Raw genomic sequence first — 14,291 nt, 5'->3', positions numbered from 1 at the left:
GCTTACGCCACGGCCCGCAATTGGCCGCCGCGCCGGGGCGGCTTGCAGACGACGCCCAGCTCCTCCTGGAGACGCTCCAGATCGCGTTCGCGCGACCGGCGGTAGGCGTCGGCGTAGCGCGCCTCGCACTCCGCCTCCTCCGCCGTCTGCGGCCGGAAGTACGCGATGGACAGGCTCCGTCCGAAGACGTCGCAGCCCTGCAGCCGCAGCTGCGCGCCGGCTTCCGCCGGAAGGCTGTCCCGCACCGCCGTCAGCCTCTCGATCAATTCGTCGAGAGATGCATGATCGGCAATCTCGATAAAATCCTTGACCATTCTACTCATCACATTCCCCGTCCCACTCATTCCCCTGCGTTCAAATTAACTTGCGCCGGAATCCCGAAGCAACATTTAACTTGGATTTACCCACAGGAGAATTTCGGAAACATGAATGTCAACGACTGATGACATTCAGCCTGACGGCGAACGAGGCCTGCTGAAACTCGTTCGCGGGCGGCTCGACCTCCGGCTGGCGCCGCAAGTCGGGGGGTGTATCGCTGCGTTCAACTATCTCTCGGACGAAAAAGGAAAAACCCCGATCCTTCGCGGCGCGGAGGCCGTCCCGTCGAGCATCCTTGAGGCCGCCAGCTTCCCGCTCGTTCCTTATTCCAACCGCGTCAGGAACGGCTGCTTCCGCTTCCGTGGCCGCGAAGTCACACTCGTCCCGAATATGGAGGGCGACCCGAGTCCGCTCCATGGCCAGGGCTGGCTCGCCGCCTGGACGGCCGAGGAACATGAATCCGACCGCGCGACCTTGGTCTATCGCCATGCCGCCGGGGAATGGCCGTGGGCCTATGAGGCGCGCCAGCATTTCCGGCTCGACGAAGACGGGCTTTCGCTGCGCCTGTCCTGCCGCAACCTGTCGGGCGAGCCGATGCCCTGCGGCCTTGGCCAGCATCCCTATTTTCCCTGCACGCCGGAGACACGGCTCGACACCCGGGTAGAGTGCGCCTGGACGATCGACGGCCGCGTGCTCCCGGTGGGCAAGGTGCCCGCCACCGGCCGCTACGACCTTCGCGACCGCTTCGTCTGCGGCCAGGATCTCGACAACGGGTTCGGCGGCTGGAGCGGCAGCGCCCGGATTACGGATCCGGGCCTGTCGTTCGCGATCGAGCTGTCGTCGCCGACCGCCCGCTTCTTCCAGCTCTATTCGCCGCCGGCGGGCGGATTGTTCGTCGCCGAGCCCGTCACCCACGCCAACGCGGCACTGAACGAGCCCGAGGAAATGTGGACAGAGCTCGGGCTCGCCATCATCGGGCCGGGCGAGGAGATGGCGCTGGACTCCCGCCTCTCCGTCTGCCCGGCCTGAAACGGGTCAGCGGCTAGAGGCGCTCGGGCTCGTCATAGCCACCGTCGTCCCCGTCGCCGCCATCGTCATAATCTCCGCCATCATCCTCGTAGCCGCCATCGTCCTCGGGCTCGTCGTAGGAATCGTCCTCATAGGCGCCATCGTCTTCCGGCTCGTCATAGGCTTCCTCTTCCGCGGCATCGACATCTTGCGGCTCATCGTCGTAGACCTCCTCGTCGGCGCGGTCTTCCTCGGGCTCGTCATAGGAATCTTCGACGTCGGCTTCGTCCGCGACGCCGGCATCGTCATAGCTGTCGTCGGCGTCGGCGTCGGCGTCGGCTTCGTCGACGGCTTCGTCATCTGCATCGACATCATCGCCGGCGTCGGCCTCGTTGGCGGCGTCGACGGCATCGCGCGCGTCGAGCTCGGCCTCGGCGGCTGCGGCGCGATCTTCCGCGCCCGCCGCTTCCTCCGCGCGGGCTTCCGCGGCGAGCTCGGCATTATAGGCCGCATCCTCGGCCTCCGACGCATCGGCATAGGCTTCGTCCACCTGGCCGGCGAGATAGGCGTTCTCGGCGGCGAGATCCTCCGACTGCATCCGCGCATCCTCGGCTTCGATCTCGGCGTGCATCGCCCGCTCGTCGGCCTCGTTCGCCGCATCGATCAGCGCGCCGTCGGCTTCATAGACGGCGTAGACCGGCTCGCGCATCCTTTCGGCCGGGATGGTGCTGTGGGTGCGGCCGTTCTTGCCGGGGCGGACACTCCGGTGCGGCACCGCGTAGCGATAGGGCGAGGCGCTCCGCTGGGCCGGGATGAATCGCTGTCCGCCGCTCGCCCATGCCGAAGCGGGTATCACCGCCCAGTCGCGCGCGTAGCGGTCCGGCACCACCACGCCGAACGGATGACGGTCGTCGACATGCCTTTTCGTCCTGTTCGATTTGAGCGCGTCCGCGACCGCCTGGATGAGGTTCGTCGCCGCGTCGAGGACGGACAGGCCGACGATCTCGCCGCTTCGCCCGTCGACCAGCATCTGCACCTTGTTGCCGTGCTTGCCGGTGGCCTTGATCGAGTAAGCCGTGCCCTTCCGCGCCATCGACTGGACGCGATAGCCCTTGGTTTGGAGAATGGCCGCCACCGCGCCCGGGCTCAGTATCGAATTGGCGGGCGCTTTCGCGGCCGGAAGCACCAGCCTCGCATGGGGGGCGGCGAATAAGGGAGCGGCCGAAAGCATGATCGCCGCCGAAATGAGCAATGTCGTTTTCTTCATGTCGCATGTCCTTGCTGACAGACTGGTCCAACCCCTTCCTGACGCTTACTCGTACCTGCTCAGCCGAGCCGCCGTTGCGGCCCTTCGATCCTCGTCACCCGTTCCTCCATCGCCGACAATATGGTCATGAAAGCCGCGTCCTTCTCGGCTCGGCGCGCGGTGATCCGTATGGCGTCGGTCAGCGGCTCGCGAACGAGCGCGATCGCGGCGCGCTCGTCCTTGCTGTAGGGGGCGCCGTCGCTTCGTTCCCCGAGCAGAAGCAGCCCGACCGGCTCGTCCCCGTCGACGAGCGGCACGCTGAGCGCGAACGATCCGCCGTCCGCTTCCCCGTCCCGCGCATCAAGCTCGGCGCACAAGGCGTCGGTCTCGACATTGTATGTGGCGAGCACCCGTCGGCTGTCGGCGATGATCCCTATCAGGGCCGCTTTTCTCGCCTGCACGCCATCGACGATGGCGTCGAGCGCCCGTTCGGCAACGTGGACCGGGTCGTCGCCCTGTTGCCATTTGGCCAGCCGGCCGGGCAGGGACCGCAACCGCACCAGCGCGCGCTGGAACTTGCGTTCCATCGATCCCATGATCTTCTTGTTGAGCGGCGCGAAGACGGCGGCGGCGATGACGGCGCTTACCCCGGGGGCGACGGCGGTGTTGACGACGCCCAGGTTGCTGGCGATGAATCCGTTCGCCCAGGTCGTCGTGATCGCCCACACCGCCCCGACCATCAAGGTGATCGCCGCATAGCCCGCCGACTTGCCGATCGCCGCATCGGCATCGTTGAGGCGATAGCGCAACAGCGAAATGATGATCCCCACCGGGATCAGGACGAAGCCGAGATAGACGAGCAGGAAGACGATTCCGGCAAGGCCCTCGGCGAAATCGCCCAGCGGCAACGTGGCGGCCACGACCCCGAGGACCGCCGCCGACACCCAGAGCGCCGGGCCGCCGAGCAGTCCCAGCGCCGCCCATTTCATCTGCTGGCGCTCGAGCCCGGGCGGCATGCGCCGGAACCGCCGCGCCGGGAAGGTCAGCATGACGAGCATGGTGAGGAACAGCAGGGTCAACAGGGAAAGGAGCACTTCCTCGCCGATGAAGGGCATCGGGATGAGCACGGCCACGACCGGCCCGACGACCAGCAGCCAGCGCGTCCAGCGCGGCTGGAAGCGCCCGTCGGGAAAGGCGGGAAGCGCGGCGGTCAGAAGGCATATCCACAGCATCGTGATCGCCGCCCAGACCTCCAGCCGGCCGGTCCACTCCCAGAACAGCATCGGTCCGAAGCCCCATCCGGCGAAGGCGAGGAATGCGAAGGACAGCATGATCGAGACGGGCCGATCCGGCTGGCGCCGCCAGAGCAATGCCGCCGCCCCGGCATAGGGGATCGCCAGCAAAGCGAAGAGGATGACCGAGCCCAGGGTCAGCCATTGATCGTCTTCGGAATAGGCTTCGTCGCGGTTGGCCTGGGAGCGGGTCAGCCGGTGTTGTTTCTCGGTCCCGTCCGGCGCCTCGATATCGACCAGGACGCTGGTCCCGATCTCGCCGGCCAGCAGCTCCGCCAGCTTTTCCGTCTCGACCTCGGTCGTGGCGACGCCGTCCACCTGGTAGATCCAGCCGGCGGCGGGAATGCCGAGCCGCCGCGTCTCGGCCGAGGCCGGGCTCACCGCGTCATAGATATAACCCTCGTCATCCTCGACATCCTGCTCGACCGAAAGTCCGACCATGGCGAAGGCGGGCAGCGTTTCGGTGACGTAGCTGTGGCCGCGCCACAATCCCCCGACCTGGCCGACGATGCCGAGGGCGAGAAGGCCGAACCACAAAAAGGCCAGTGCGCGCCGCACGAGCGGTGAAGGAGCCTTCAATTGGGTAGGCGGAGAAAGCATCGTCACCCCTCTTCTTGCGTCCGGCGCCGAAGACCGCCGCCGATATCCTTATCGGCCGTGCTCGATCAGGAGCGACCGTATCCGGCTGGCCACTCGTCTTGTGCGTTTGATGGTCGCTCATGACAGGAGCGGGCTAATGACTGGGGAGCGCCGACATCATATCCCTCTTGGGCAGTCCCCGACCGGCCCGTTTCACTCGCCTCGCGAAAAACGGGATTCATGGCCGAAGCTGTGACCGGGCCGGAACGTAGGCGCTGTCTTTCACTCTACTGCCCCCCGACTTTGCGAGTCGCGACGATAACTCAACTTGTTGATTTGGGAAAGAAGTTAAGCGGCCGGCCTGACGGCAAGGGATGGCTTCCCCGCAATACCGTCAAGCAAGGCCCTTGACGGCGTGAATGGCCAGCGGCTCGCTCTTGCCGCGCACCGCGATCCGGTCGAGCTCGACGAAATCGAAGGCGTCGCCGGCCAGCGCAACGGCCGCCTCGCCGACGATCATCGGCACGCCATAATCCTTCGACAGCCCCTCGATGCGCGACGCGACGTTCACGGCGTCGCCCAGCACCGAATAATCGAAGCGCTGGGCCGAGCCCATGTTGCCGACCACGCATTCGCCGGAATTGACGCCGACGCCGATCCGGACGGTCGGCTTCTCCCCGTGACGCTCCGGCAGCCGCGCCTGCACCGCCTGGTTGATCGCCGGCAGGGCCTCGACCATCGCGATGCCCGCGCGGACGCCGTTGGCCGCATGGTCGGGATCGTCGAGCGGCGCGTTCCAGAAGGCCATCACGCAATCGCCCATATATTTGTCGATGGTCCCGCCATGGGCGATGACGATGTCGGAAAGCGGCGTCAGTATGTCGTTGACGACCCGCGTCAGCCCTTCGGGGTCGCCCTTCATCGCCTCCGATATCGTGGTGAAGCCACGTATGTCGGCGAACAGGATGGTCATCACCTTGCGCTCCCCGCCGAGCTTCAGCAGCTCCGGATTCGCCGCCAGCCGCTCGACCATGGCGGGGGAGACATATTGGGAGAAGGCCCCCTGTATCTCCCGCCGCCGCCGCCGCTCGACCGCGAAGTCGCGGACGCCGAGGCCGGCGAAGACGGCGGCGAGGGCGATGACGGGCTCGCCGGGCGATACCCATAGGCGGCCGAAGCGAAGCGCGATCCAGGACAGCACGACCAGGCAGAAAGCGGCTGCGAGCGCAATTGTCAGCCTTCGCACCAGCCCGGCGGGCGCGGCGACGACATAGCCGAGCGCGCCGCCCATGATGAGGAGCAGGAGGGCGATCCAGTCCGCGGCGGGGCGGACGGACAGGCCGTGGAGCAAATTGTCCGCCACCGTCGCCTGGATTTCCACGCCCGGCGTCAGCTGGCCATTGATCCGCGTATAGGCGGTCTCGAACATGTCCGTGCCGGCGCCCACATCGGCTGTCGCCTGGACCGCGTAGCCGATGATGACGTTGCGGCCGCGAAGGAAATCCGGCGGCAGATATTTTCTCGGCTCCAGCGCTTGATAATAAGAGAGGCGGGGGTAGCTTCCGGATGGACCGAAATATTGGATCAGCCGCTCGGCGCCGGGATCCGTTTCGGCCGCCCTTCTTCCCGCCGCCTCCAGCATCCGGCGCGGCAGGCTGTCGGGATATCGCGAGATGCGGCGGGCGACGCCGTCGCCGTCGAGGCTCACCGCGGTCACGCCCGCTCTGGCGCCGTCGGCCAGCAGCTCCGGGAACGGCTCGGTCCTGACGAGACTGGTGGCGTGCGGCGTCTCCAGCAGGGTTTCGTCGGCGGCGAACACCGTCCGCGCATCGGCCGCCTCCGCCAGCGCCGCGTCGGCCGCCGGATCGGAAGGCTCGGCGAAGACGATGTCGAAAACAATCGCCTCCGCGCCCGCGGCCCTCAGCGAGCGGATGAGCCGGGCGTGGAGGTCGCGCGGCCAGGGCCAGGGCTGGCCGATCGCGGAAAAGCTCGGTTCGTCGATCGCCACGATGACGGCCACCGGCTCCTCGGGAACGGGCTGCCCGGCGGTCGAAAGAATGTCGAACGCGCTGCCGGAAAGGGCCTCCCACGCTGGCAGCGCCTTGGCGAGCAGCAGGAGAGCGAGGATCGCGGCGGCGATGGCGACCCGCGACCCCCGCTCACCGATCCGCCGCGCGAACATGGTCAGAATCCGTAAACCGTTCGCCCCGAGCGAAGTCGAGGGGCCCAGCCGAGCGAAGCCGAGGCATTCATTCTCGGCTCCGCTCGAAAGGGTGTCTCGACTTCGCTCGACACGAACGGGTGATGTTTGGTCACGGTCCGTCGCTCTCAGAACCGCAGGTTCAGCGACGCGAACAGGGTGCGCGGCCGCCCCGGGATGCCCACCGTGTTCGCCGCCTCCGCGTCGAAAATATTGGACAGGACCAGCTTCACCGCCGTTCTCTTGCCGAACGGCTCCCAGGCGATTTCGGCGTCCGCGATGAAATAATCGGGCACGTCCCGCGCCAGCGCATCGGTCGATCCGGCGACATAGACCCCGCTGAGCCGCGCCGCTATCCGCTCCTCGCTGGTCCAAGCGACGCCCGCGCGCGCGACATGCGTCGGGAGGTAGAAGATGGGCAGGCCCCGCAGCGGTGGGTCGCGCTGCTCGCTTTCGGCATAGGCATAGCTTGCATTGATGCCGATATTGCCGCCGGCCCAATAATTGACGGCGAAGCTCGCCCGGTCCACCCGCGCCCGGCCGACCTCGATGGCCGCCGCCTGGTCCGGCGAATCGTAGCTCAGATTCTCGAAATTCTGATGCTGATATTCGGCCGCCGTGAACAGGCGCGCGCTCCATTCGGCGTCCCAGCGGGCGATATAGGTGTCGAACTGGCCACCGAACTGGCTCGGCGCGATATTCTCCTTAAGGCCGATCGAGGTGGTCGGCGCCAGGGTCAGCGGCACGGCGCTGCTGCTTCGCCGGGTGGCGGCGGCGCGCAGCCAGTGTCCCTTTGCCGGCTCGTAGGCGATTCCGAAACGATAATCCCAATTATTCTGGTGGACGCCGCCGAAGCCGGGGATGCCAATGCCGTCGCGGACGCCGGCCAGCTGTGCCTGGACGATGAACGGTCCGCGCGGCGCGAACCGGCCGTCCACATAGATGCGGCGCTGGGTAAGCGTGACCGGGATCTCCACCACCTGGTCCGGATCGCCGAACAATGTCTCGCGGTTGATCGTGTCATATTCGATGGTTTCGATGCCCGCTTCCAGGTCGAGCCGGCCGAAGCTCCTGGCGTAGCTCGCCATCAGGGTTTCGATGTCGGCCAGCTGCTCGGTACGGCCCCGGGCCTGGGGCTCATCCGTCTCGAAATTGTTGATCGTGTCGAGGCTGCCGAAGCCGCCGCCGATGGTGAGCTCGTCGCGCGCGCCGAATTCGTGGGTGTAGAATCCGAAGTTGAGGCGAATGTCCTCCTTCTCCGTCGCGCGGATTCCTTCCGCGGGATCGAAGCCGCGGAAATCCTTGAAACTGCTCTCGCCGCCGACGAAGGCGACGACGCGGTCGTAGGGCGTGATTTCGGCGCCCGCATAGATCTCCACCCTCTCCTCCTTCAAAGCGGCGAAATCGATCAGCCGGTTGTCGAAGTCCGCGCGCTCGACATTGACGCTGAAGGCGAGGGGCAGCGGCGCGTGGGTGAGGCCATAGACGCTGGCATTCTGGGTAAGCCTCGCGAAGTCGCTGGCGATCAGGCCCGATCCGCCGATCTTCGCCTCGATGAACTTCTCGTTGGTGAACTGGAGATCGACCTCTGAGCCCGAAATGCTCAGGGGATCGAGCGTCAGCCCCTGCAAATAGCTCGATATCTGCTCCAGATCCTCCGCATTCTGCGAATCGAAGCTGCGCCCGCTATCCGCCACGTCGAACGGGTCGGCCTGCGTGACGAAAGGCGAGGCGGTCTGGTTGAGCGCCTGGTCGAAATAAGAGGAAGGGGTGAAGGCGTCGAACACCCGGTCGCCATAATAGCGGCCCCAACCCTCCAGATCGAGGAACCGGAACGACTGGGAGACGTAGCTTCCCGTCGTGCGGTTCTCCGACAGGTTCGAATAGACGCCGCCGCGCGCCTGGAACCGGCGCAGCGCCTCGCGCGCGGCGCGGATGGCGTCGGCGGCGGCATAGGAATGGAGCGCGATGGCGGCGCGGGCGAGCGGCACCAGCGGACTGTTCGGGTCGAGCCGGTCGGCGGCATCGAGCTGCTGCTCGGCCGCCGCCCTGTCGCCCTGGCGGTAATAGACCTCGGCCAGCTTGATGAGGGCGCGCGAGTAAGACGGGTTGTCGGCCGACGCGGCGAGCACTTCCTCCAGCGCCTTGTCCGGCTGGCCGGTCTGCACATAATATTGCGCGAGCACGGTGCGCGCGATGGAGAGCGAAGGATCGATCTCCAGCGCGAGATCGATCTCGCGCTTGGCCGCCTCGACCCGGTTCTGGAGGAGGAGGGCGGCGGCGTGATGGGCGCGAAGCGCGGCCTTGCGCGGCTCCCGCTCGATCGCTTGGCGCAACGCCCGCGCCGCCTCGCGGTCGGCGTTTCGCTCCAGGCGTATGGCGCTCAGAGTCTCGAAGGATTCGCCCCGGGTCGGATCGATCCGCACCGCCTGCTCGGCGTCGTCCAGGGCGGAATAAGGCTGGCCCAGATAATCCGCCTTGATCTCGGCGCGCAGGGCGAGCGCGGCCGCGTCCTCGGGGTCGCGCGCCAGCGCTTCGGCCACGGCCGCGCTCGCCATCGCTCCGTCGCCGCGCAGCAGCGCCACCCGCGCCTTCAGCTCGTAGAGTCCCGCCTCTCCGGGATGGCGGGAGAGGCCCTCGTCGATAATCCCGAGCGCGCCGTCGAGGTCGCCGACATAGGTGGCGAGAAAGGCGCCGCCGACATAGGATGCCGGTTCGGCGGGATCGAGCGCGGGCGGCGTCCCGGCGCGCCCGAGCTGCATCGCCGCGATGTGGCGGCCATGGTCGGCGATCGCCTTCGCGCGGCCGTCCGACCTAGCGGCGATCGACGCATAAAGCTCTTCCGCCTCGTCCCACCGGCCGGCAAGCGCTGCCTGGTGCGCGTCCGACAATGCGGGAGTGACGGCGCCGAAGAGATTGAGCCCATCCTCCAGCGTCACGAAATAGAGCATCTGCTCGCGGCCCGACGGGTTGACGAGCACGACGCGGGTCGGCGCCTGCCCGATCAGCGCCCGCGCCGCCTGACCGCCCGTGACCGACAGGCTCCCTTGCGGGTTCATGAATTCGACCTCGCCGGAAAAGACGCTGAGCGAGCTACTGTCATCGTCGGCGGTGAGCGACCATTCGGTGCCGCGGATCGCCGCCGTCGCCGACGGCGTCTCGACCGACAGGTTGGAGCGCCCGCGCGGGCTCCGCGCCCACATCGATCCGCGCTGCAATTGGAGCGAGGACGGCGAGCCGCGGGTCACCTGCTTCACGACCAGCACCGCGTTGCGGCCAAGCCGGATCTGCGTCTGGTCGGCGAAGACGATCGCGAGCGTGCCGCCCGCATTGGTCCTGAGCACGTCGCCGGCCTTGAGGTCCTGCCTCGCCTCCGCGCGACGGGCGCGATTCTCCGGCACCAGCACCGCCGTTTCCCCGGCCTTGGTGGCGACGATCCTGCCCGAAACCGGCGCGGCGCGCTGAACCGGCGCGCCCTCCGCGGCGACACCGGCGATCATGGCGGCCAAGGCGACGCCGGCTTTCAACCCGCTCTTCATATCAATGTCCCGCCCCCCGACGAGCCTGCGACCTGTCCGAAGCATGGACTGTCGCATCGGAGAGGCAAAGGTTTTTCTGACGAGGCAGGCGACCCGCGCGACGAAGCCGCCCTTGCGTCCCCGCCGCTGGGCTTTTAGGTCGAAGCCAAAGGCGGGAGACACGGATGCGCATCGCGTGCCTGGGCGGGGGACCGGCCGGGCTTTATTTCGCCATTTCGATGAAGCTGCGGGACCCCTCGCACGAGGTCGACCTGTTCGAGCGCAACCGGGCAGACGACACGTTCGGCTGGGGCGTGGTATTCTCCGATCAGACGGTCGAGAATCTGATGGCGAACGACCCGGCGAGCGGCGCCACGATCCGCGACGAGTTCGCCCATTGGGACGATATCGACGTCCATATCCATGGGGAGTGCATTCGTTCGTCGGGCCACGGCTTCATCGGCATCGGCCGCAAGCGCCTGCTGAACATCCTGCAAGAGCGCGCCCGCGAGCTAGGCGTGAACCTTCATTTCGAGCATGAGGCGAGCGCAGACCTTGATGATTGGAAGGGCTACGACCTCGTCATCGCCGCCGACGGCGCCAACAGCCGCATCCGCACCCGCTACGAAGAGCATTTCGGCGTCGATATCCAGACGCGGCGCAACAAGTTCTTCTGGTTCGGCACGAACAAGGTGTTCGACGCCTTCACCTTCGCCTTCGAGGAAACCGAGGCCGGCTGGATATGGGCCCACGCCTACCGCTTCGACGACCCCGGATCGGGTCCGGGGCAGGCGGGTCTCTCGACCTTCATCGTCGAGATGGATCCGGAGACGTGGGAGAAGCTCGGGCTGGATCGGATGGACCAGCCGGAGGCGATCGCATTGTGCGAGCGCATCTTCGCCCAATATCTGGACGGCCACAGCCTCATGTCCAACGCGGCCCATTTGAAGGGCCCCGAAGCATGGCTCCAGTTCCGCCGCATCATCTGCGATAGCTGGTCCTACCGGAACCTCATCCTGCTCGGCGACGCCGCCCACACCGCCCATTTCTCGATCGGCTCGGGCACCAAGCTCGCGCTGGAGGATGCGATCAAGCTCGCCGAGGTGCTGAACCGCCCGGGCCTCTCACGCGACAAGGCGCTGGAGGAATATCAGGCCGAGCGGAATCTGGAGGTGCTGAAGCTCCAGAATTCGGCGCGCAATTCGACCGAATGGTTCGAGACCTTGGGCCGTTACCTCCATTTCGAGCCGATCCAGTTCGCTTATTCGCTGCTCACCCGCTCCCAGCGCGTCAGCCACGAGAATCTGCGCCTGCGCGACAAGCCATGGCTCGAAGGCGTCGAGCGCTGGTTCCAGTCCATGGCGGTCGGCACCCCCGTCAACGACCCCGCCCCGCCGATGTTCGCGCCCTACCGCCTGCGCGAGATGGAGCTTTCCAACCGCGTCGTCGTGTCGCCGATGGCGATGTATTCGGCGCAAGACGGCGTTCCGAACGATTTCCACCTGGTCCACTACGGCACTCGGGCCCAGGGCGGGGCGGGGCTTGTCTATACCGAGATGACCTGCGTCTCGCCCGAGGGCCGCATCACGCCTGGCTGCACCGGAATGTACGCGCCGGAGCATGTCGCGGCGTGGAAGCGCATCGTCGATTTCGTCCACGGCCACGGCAAGGCGAAATGCTGCCTCCAGCTCGGCCATAGCGGACCGAAAGGTTCAACGAAGGTCGGCTGGGAAGGCTATGACGTGCCGCTGGAGAGCGGCAACTGGCCCGTCATGGCCGCCTCCGACGTTCCCTGGAGCCCCGACAACCAGATACCGATCCCCATGACGCGCGCTGACATGGACGCGGTGCGGGACCAGTTCGTGGCCGCGGTGGAGATGGGGCTGGAGGCCGGCTTCGACATGGTCGAGCTCCATGCCGCCCACGGCTATCTCCTGTCGAGTTTCATCACGCCGCTCCACAACAAGCGTACCGACGAATATGGCGGCAGCCTCGAAAACCGTCTCCGCTTCCCGCTCGAAGTGTTCCGCGCGATGCGCGCCGCCTGGCCGGCGGACAAGCCGATGTCGGTTCGCATCTCCGCGAACGACTGGATGGGCGAACTGGGTGTCACCCCCGACGAGGCGGTGGAGATCGCCCGCGCCTTCTGGGAAGAAGGCGCCGATCTCATCGACGTCTCCGCCGGCCAGACCTGGGCGGAGTGCAAGCCCATCTACGGCCGCATGTTCCAGACCCCCTTCGCCGACCAGATCCGCAACGAAGCCCGCGTGTCGACGATGGCGGTCGGCAACATCTACGAGACCGACCACGTAAACTCTATCCTCGCCGCTGGCCGCGCCGATTTGGTTGCGCTGGCGCGCCCGCACCTCGTCGATCCGATGTGGACTTTGCGCGCAGCCGCCCAACAGGATTATCGCGGCGTCCACGTCCCGCCGCCCTATCTCGGCGGCATGAGCCAGCTCGCCCGCAACATGGCGCGCGAAGCGGAGCTGAAGGCGTGAGACTGCAAGGCCACCACGCCCTCGTCACCGGCGGCGGCACCGGCATCGGCGCCGCCATCGCCCGCGCGCTGGCGGGGGAGGGGGCGAAGCTGACTTTGGTAGGGCGCAGGCGCGAGCCGCTTGAGGAGGTGGCAACGCAGCTCGGCTCCCCGGCGAAAGCCGGGGCCCAGGCCGAGTCCGTATCTGGACCCGGGCTTGCGCCGGCGAACATTGCCGTCGTCCCCGCCGACGTCACCGACCGCGCCCAGGTCGAAGCCGCCTTCGCCGCAGGCCGCGCCGCGCAAGGACCCATCACCATCCTCGTCAACAATGCCGGTGCCGTCGAATCCGCGCCCTTCGCCAAGGTTACCGAGGACCTTTGGCGACGCACTATGGCGGTCAACCTCGACGCCTTGCTATTATGCTGCCAGGCGGCCTTGCCCGACCTGCTGGAAGCCGGAGCGGGCCGCATCGTCACCATCGCCTCGACCGCGGGCGTCAAGGGCTATGCCTATTCCGCACCCTATGTCGCGGCCAAGCATGGCGCCGTGGGCCTCACCCGCGCGCTGGCGGCGGAGCTGGCGAAGACGAATGTCACGGTCAACGCCGTCTGCCCCGGCTTCACCGACACGGCGATCATCGCCGACGCCGTCGCCAAGCTGCGCGAGAAGACCGGGCGCGACGAGATGGCGGCGCGCGCGACGCTGGCGAAGTTCAACCCGCAGGGCCGGCTCGTCGATCCGGTCGAGGTCGCCAATGCGGTGCTGTGGCTTTGCCTTGCCGAGAGCCGGACGATCACCGGCCAGGCGATCGCCGTCGCGGGTGGAGAGATATGAAGCTGGATCCCGAAACCTTCGCCCCCGGCCATTTCCGCTGGGATTTTTCCGATGGCGTCGCGACCGTCACCTTGAACCGCCCGGAGCGCAAGAACCCGCTCACCTTCGAAAGCTATGCCGAGCTGCGCGACGCGTTCCGCGCACTCGTCTACACGCCCGAGGTGAAGACGGTGGTCGTGACCGGCGCCGGCGGCAATTTCAGCTCCGGCGGCGACGTCCACGAGATCATCGGCCCGCTGACTGAAATGGAGATGCCGGGCCTGCTCCGCTTCACCCGCATGACCGGCGATCTGGTGAAAGCGATGCGCGCCTGCCCGCAGCCGATCGTCGCCGCATTGGACGGCGTCTGCGTCGGCGCCGGCGCGATCCTTGCCATGGCTTCCGACATCCGCCTCGCCACGCCGGAGACCAAGACCGCCTTCCTGTTCACCCGCGTCGGCCTCGCCGGCTGCGACATGGGCGCCTGCGCCATCCTGCCGCGCCTTATCGGCCAGGGGAGGGCATCGGAGTTGCTCTTCACCGGCCGTGTGATGAGCGCCGAGGAAGGCGAACGCTGGGGCTTCCACAACCGCCTGGTTGAACAAGGAAGCCTGTTGGACGAAGCCCGGACCTTGGCCCGCGGCCTGGCCCGCGGCCCCACTTTCGCCCACGGCATCACCAAGACCCAGCTCAACTCCGAATGGGCGGTGAGCCTAGAGACGGCGATCGAGATGGAAGCCCAGGCCCAGGCCATCTGCATGGCCACCAACGACTTCCGCCGCGCCTTCGAAGCCTTCGCGGCCAGGAAGACGCCGGAATTCAAGGGTGACTGAGC

Annotated in this window: 9 protein-coding genes; 4 read left to right on the top strand and 5 right to left on the bottom strand. The window is 67.0% G+C overall.

The window, feature by feature from the left end; translation table 11 throughout:
* Positions 1 to 2 precede the first annotated feature (2 nt).
* Complete coding sequence (locus ACFQRC_RS04735; RefSeq protein ID WP_379958321.1) at positions 3 to 323, bottom strand: hypothetical protein; 321 nt, start codon at positions 321 to 323, stop codon at positions 3 to 5.
* Positions 324 to 429: 106 nt separating this feature from the next.
* Here ACFQRC_RS04735 and ACFQRC_RS04730 point away from each other — a divergent pair, with 106 nt between their 5' ends.
* On the top strand, positions 430 to 1,347 hold the full coding sequence (locus ACFQRC_RS04730; RefSeq protein ID WP_379958318.1) for an aldose 1-epimerase: 918 nt from the start codon (positions 430 to 432) through the stop codon (positions 1,345 to 1,347).
* Between the two features lie 13 nt (positions 1,348 to 1,360).
* Here the strand turns inward: ACFQRC_RS04730 and ACFQRC_RS04725 are convergent, their stop codons facing one another.
* The 4 genes from ACFQRC_RS04725 to ACFQRC_RS04710 form a co-directional block, all read right to left on the bottom strand.
* Positions 1,361 to 2,593: a PepSY domain-containing protein gene (locus ACFQRC_RS04725; RefSeq protein WP_379958315.1), complete on the bottom strand. Its 1,233-nt coding sequence runs from the start codon at positions 2,591 to 2,593 to the stop codon at positions 1,361 to 1,363.
* A 59-nt stretch (positions 2,594 to 2,652) separates the two neighbouring features.
* Positions 2,653 to 4,422: a hypothetical protein gene (locus tag ACFQRC_RS04720; RefSeq protein ID WP_379958313.1), complete on the bottom strand. Its 1,770-nt coding sequence runs from the start codon at positions 4,420 to 4,422 to the stop codon at positions 2,653 to 2,655.
* A 415-nt stretch (positions 4,423 to 4,837) separates the two neighbouring features.
* Positions 4,838 to 6,625, bottom strand: coding sequence for a CHASE2 domain-containing protein (locus tag ACFQRC_RS04715; protein WP_379958311.1), 1,788 nt, complete (start codon positions 6,623 to 6,625; stop codon positions 4,838 to 4,840).
* A gap of 146 nt (positions 6,626 to 6,771) precedes the next feature.
* The gene (locus tag ACFQRC_RS04710; RefSeq protein WP_379958309.1) at positions 6,772 to 10,182 is read right to left on the bottom strand and encodes a FecR domain-containing protein; all 3,411 of its coding nucleotides are present in this window, start codon (positions 10,180 to 10,182) and stop codon (positions 6,772 to 6,774) included.
* A 164-nt stretch (positions 10,183 to 10,346) separates the two neighbouring features.
* Here ACFQRC_RS04710 and ACFQRC_RS04705 point away from each other — a divergent pair, with 164 nt between their 5' ends.
* The 3 genes from ACFQRC_RS04705 to ACFQRC_RS04695 are packed head-to-tail and all read left to right on the top strand — an operon-like array spanning position 10,347 to position 14,289.
* On the top strand, positions 10,347 to 12,662 hold the full coding sequence (locus ACFQRC_RS04705; protein WP_379958307.1) for a bifunctional salicylyl-CoA 5-hydroxylase/oxidoreductase: 2,316 nt from the start codon (positions 10,347 to 10,349) through the stop codon (positions 12,660 to 12,662).
* Positions 12,659 to 13,477 carry an SDR family NAD(P)-dependent oxidoreductase gene (locus ACFQRC_RS04700; protein ID WP_379958305.1) on the top strand — a complete coding sequence of 273 codons (819 nt, stop codon included), beginning with the start codon at positions 12,659 to 12,661 and terminating at the stop codon, positions 13,475 to 13,477. Before ACFQRC_RS04705 ends, ACFQRC_RS04700 begins: the two co-directional genes overlap by 4 nt.
* Positions 13,474 to 14,289 carry an enoyl-CoA hydratase family protein gene (locus ACFQRC_RS04695; protein WP_379958303.1) on the top strand — a complete coding sequence of 272 codons (816 nt, stop codon included), beginning with the start codon at positions 13,474 to 13,476 and terminating at the stop codon, positions 14,287 to 14,289. The genes ACFQRC_RS04700 and ACFQRC_RS04695 overlap by 4 nt, the downstream gene beginning before the upstream one ends.
* Positions 14,290 to 14,291: the final 2 nt, after the last annotated feature.

It is taken from the genome of Enterovirga sp. GCM10030262 (assembly GCF_042666435.1).
Taxonomy (GTDB): Bacteria; Pseudomonadota; Alphaproteobacteria; order Sphingomonadales; family Sphingomonadaceae; genus Allosphingosinicella.
Note: the sequence above shows the minus strand (reverse complement) of the source record. Positions and strands in the feature narration are given on the sequence as shown.